The organism is Carnobacterium sp. (genome assembly GCF_032094055.1).
Classification (GTDB): domain Bacteria; phylum Bacillota; class Bacilli; order Lactobacillales; family Carnobacteriaceae; genus Carnobacterium_A.
Map to the genome: position 1 here is coordinate 3,097 of NZ_DAMDAK010000108.1, position 3,546 is coordinate 6,642.

General features: G+C 35.6%; 3 protein-coding genes and 1 pseudogene. 2 read left to right on the plus strand and 2 right to left on the minus strand.

Annotated features, from left to right (window positions below; translation table 11 throughout):
* Nucleotides 1-510, plus strand: a 510-nt coding sequence (locus RT405_RS12415) for an NAD(P)H-dependent oxidoreductase (RefSeq protein ID WP_313470099.1), incomplete at its 5' end; no start/stop codon positions are given.
* 133 nt (nt 511-643) lie between these two features.
* On the opposite strand, the gene RT405_RS12420 is transcribed toward RT405_RS12415, so the two are convergent.
* Together RT405_RS12420 and RT405_RS12425 are read right to left on the minus strand one after the other, a co-directional pair.
* A complete protein-coding gene (locus RT405_RS12420; protein WP_313470101.1) occupies nt 644-1,876 on the minus strand; it encodes an AI-2E family transporter in 1,233 nt (410 codons plus the stop codon).
* Nucleotides 1,877-1,915: 39 nt separating this feature from the next.
* A complete protein-coding gene (locus RT405_RS12425) occupies nt 1,916-2,284 on the minus strand; it encodes a PTS glucitol/sorbitol transporter subunit IIA (RefSeq protein ID WP_313470103.1) in 369 nt (122 codons plus the stop codon).
* A 690-nt stretch (nt 2,285-2,974) separates the two neighbouring features.
* On the opposite strand from RT405_RS12425, the pseudogene RT405_RS12430 reads away from it, so the two are divergent.
* A pseudogene (locus RT405_RS12430) lies at nt 2,975-3,546 on the plus strand (CDP-glycerol--glycerophosphate glycerophosphotransferase); the annotation flags it as partial.

The following is a 3,546-nucleotide window of genomic DNA, read 5'->3' on the forward strand; positions in this document are numbered from 1 at the left end:
ATAGAAGATACTAACTTATACGATATGGCTGTTCCAGAAATTGACCGCAACTTGCTTGATGCTTGGACCGCTCTTGGCGCTGGCACTCCTTTTGACGAGTTATCAGAAGTTCAACAAGAAAAGGTCACTTTATTCGGTAATTATACCGCTAACTTTTTAGCAGCTGATAAAATAGTGGTAGCTAATCCTTTATGGAATCTAAATGTACCCGCCCGTCTAAAAGCTTGGATAGATACAATCAACGTTTCCGGAAAAACATTTAAATACAATGAATTGGGACAACCAGTCGGTCTAGCTACTGATAAAAAAGCGCTGCACATTCAAGCAAGCGGCGGTACTTATGCTGGACAGGACCCAGCGAGTATCTATATCAAAACTATTTTTAACTTTATTGGCGTTTCTGATTTTCATGAACTATTCGTAGAAGGAATGGATTATGCTCCAGAAGATGCTCCTCAAATCGTTGCTGATGCAGTGGCTAAAGCAACTGCTTTAGGCGAAACTTTTTAAACATTAAAGCCAGTGCGGTTAATTATCCGCACTGGCTTTTTTTCTCTATTAAAAATAAAAACTCTATCTAGTTACCTACCAAGATTATTGAAATAAGCTAAGAATCTTAGCATTTTCAGCTGCTCATCTTCTCTTACTTCTCTTTTTTTCTCTTCTTGATTTTCTTCTTTTTCCTTTTTTCAATCGGCACACTCGGTTCATTCGCTGGATTATAGTCGTGTTCGTATAGTCCCGAGTGCTTTTGATACCAGTTAAACAAATATTCAAAGATGACTTTTAGAATGGCATATCCTGGAATCCCTAAGATAACCCCGGGAATACTAAATAATTTTCCTGAAGTCAGTAAAACGAGAATAATCGTAACAGGGTGGATATCTAAGTTGCTGCCCAGAATTTGCGGTTGAATGACACGGCCTTCAATAGTTTGTTCGATAGCAAAAACGATCAGAACCTTTACTAACATAGCCGGTGAAGTAACAAATGCAATGATCACAACCGGTACCATGGCTAAAAACGAACCTAGATAAGGAATCAGATTTAAGAACCCAGCCATTACTCCCAATGTGACAGCGTATTCCATCCCTACGGCAGCAAATCCGATCCAAAACATTAAAGCTACAAAAAAGGCCACAACTAATTGTCCACGGATGTATTGACTGATTTTCGTATTGATTTCTGTTAATAAATTATACGTTGTCAAGCGAAATTTAGTTGGGATAATTTTCATTATATGATACGGCAAGTTACGTCCATCTTTTAATAAGTAAAACAGAATAAACGGCATGGTGATCAAAGCGACTACAATGCTCGTAACTGCTCCAACAACATTTCCGATACCTGTAACGGTAGTGTTGACGACATTCGTTACTTGCTTTGATACAGAAGACATAATGTTTTGACTGATGTCATTTACTTGTTGCTGAAATTGAGAAAGTATGTCACTTCTTAATAAACTATCTACTTGCGACACTACACTCTCCCAATAAAGCGGCCAATTTTTAATCAAACTCGCTGTTTGTTCTTGTATAATTGGAATCAAGGTGGTTACGCCCCAAACAATTAAGGCAATAATAATGATAAAAATAAGCAGAATAGCCGCAACACGGGGAATCTTTTTTATTTCTAACCAGTCGATTAAAGGATTGACTAAATAGTATAAAATACCGGCCATCAAAATCGGTAATCCAACAACACTAAAAAAATCTCTAAGCGGGCTGAGAATATAAGCAACTTTTGAAAAAACTAAGACATTTAATAACAGCAATAAGGATACCAACAAGACCGTTACTACTTTATTATCTAAAAACCATTTCCAAAACCAAGTAACGAATTTCTTCGTTTTTACTGATTCTTGTTCTTGTTCCATTTGCAACACTTCCTTAGTCAGCTTGATTTAGCATACGACTTATTTCGCGTAATAAATAGTGGTACCAATTGTTAGTTCAGGTAATTTAAACGGTTCTAAGTAAATACCATTCGCCAATTTGTCTTCTTTTGGCACTTCTGCAAAGTTTAATGTAACGTGACCGATCGTGTTTAGATTTTCGTTCGCCAAGCTTCCTACTTCTAAAATCGTGTAGTCTTGATCATCAAAGGAAACTTTTTGTCCTGGTTTTAAGGTAACTTCTTTTTTATCTGCTTCAAATTCTTGAATAATTGAAACTGAACGAAGATCTTCTGTTGCTTGTTCTCCAAATAAGATAATGATTGGATCTTTTTGGCTAACCGCATTTTCTCCTATAGCCGTAATTTTTCCTACTAACATTTTATCCATTCCCTTCTTAACTCTTACTTCTTTCGGTTTCTTATATTCTAGCATATTCGAGATAGTAATGGTAAAGAAAGAAATGGTAGGCTCCCTTCTTTTTTAGTACCTCAGAAGATTCAATGATTTTGTGTTTTTTGACTGTAGCCGAAAAGATCTGACTTGAGGGAATAAAAATTGTTCAAAACCAGATGAAAGTTAGAACGGTAACCGTATGGCAGGTAACTTTACGATGCAGACCATATGGAGTAAAAAACATACAGGATATGGTAGGTAAACACGTAATACCTACCATATGAGTCAAATAAACATGAGAGTATCGTAGGTAAAACCTTTTTGAGTACTGTAAAGAGATTAAAATTCTATCCATACGGTAGGTAAGAGCATTTTATGTGCTTTAGTTAAAAGGTTTAACTCTCTACTTTCATTGTCAATGGTAGAGCTAGAATTCTTTTTTATAATATAGAAAGAAGATAAGCAAAAGTCGATAAAAAAATCAATGTCCAACGGGATTTTCAAGTGCTTTTCAGGTGCTAAATATCAAACTTTGGTTTTCTTTTTTTAAAAAGTTTTCTCTTTTCTAGCTTTCTGCTTAAATTCCTTAGTATTTGATGAAAAGCGTTTGCCTCAAAGGATATAGACTGGTATGATAAAATTAGTGATACGTCGCTAATTCCGCGATATTGGAGGTACTCATTTATGGCATCCAGCAAAGACAATCAACCAGAAGAAACAATACAGCAAGAACCTAAAAAAATAAAACATCCTTCTTTTTCAATTCACAAAGAAGGCGATACGATTATGACTACTTTGACACTCTCAGATTATCATACACCTCAATTAGAAGAATTTTATATTTTACATAGAGAAACGGGGGAACGCTATTCTTTTTTAGCGGAAAAGAAGGATAAGGCTACTTATTCTTTTAGTGTTGGAATCCGTGATTTTATTCGACAAAATGCTCCAAAGCATCCGAAAGAACATTTTGAATTTTATTATACTGTGCGCTATTTAGAAGAAAATGAATGGATTCGAAAAGATGAACCACTTTCGCTTGATTTATTCGAACAATTTGATTCTTTCGGTTTATCGCAATTCAAAGATCAAGGCAATGATATCTACCCCTATTTTAGTCGCAGAACAAGGGGCTTTTGTTTTACTGTAAATATACCTGTACGTAGCATTCGTTATATTCACAGTAGTCAGATCAAGCAAATCGAGCCGCAAAAAGATTTTTTAACCATCATCGGTGAATTAGTCACCACTGCCAT

What these genes read in the sequence shown, in the direction of transcription:
- RT405_RS12425 (WP_313470103.1), bottom strand. Translation starts at nt 2,284, where the DNA reads ATGGATAAAATGTTAGTAGGAAAAATTACGGCTATAGGAGAAAATGCG.
- RT405_RS12420 (WP_313470101.1), bottom strand. Translation starts at nt 1,876, where the DNA reads ATGGAACAAGAACAAGAATCAGTAAAAACGAAGAAATTCGTTACTTGG.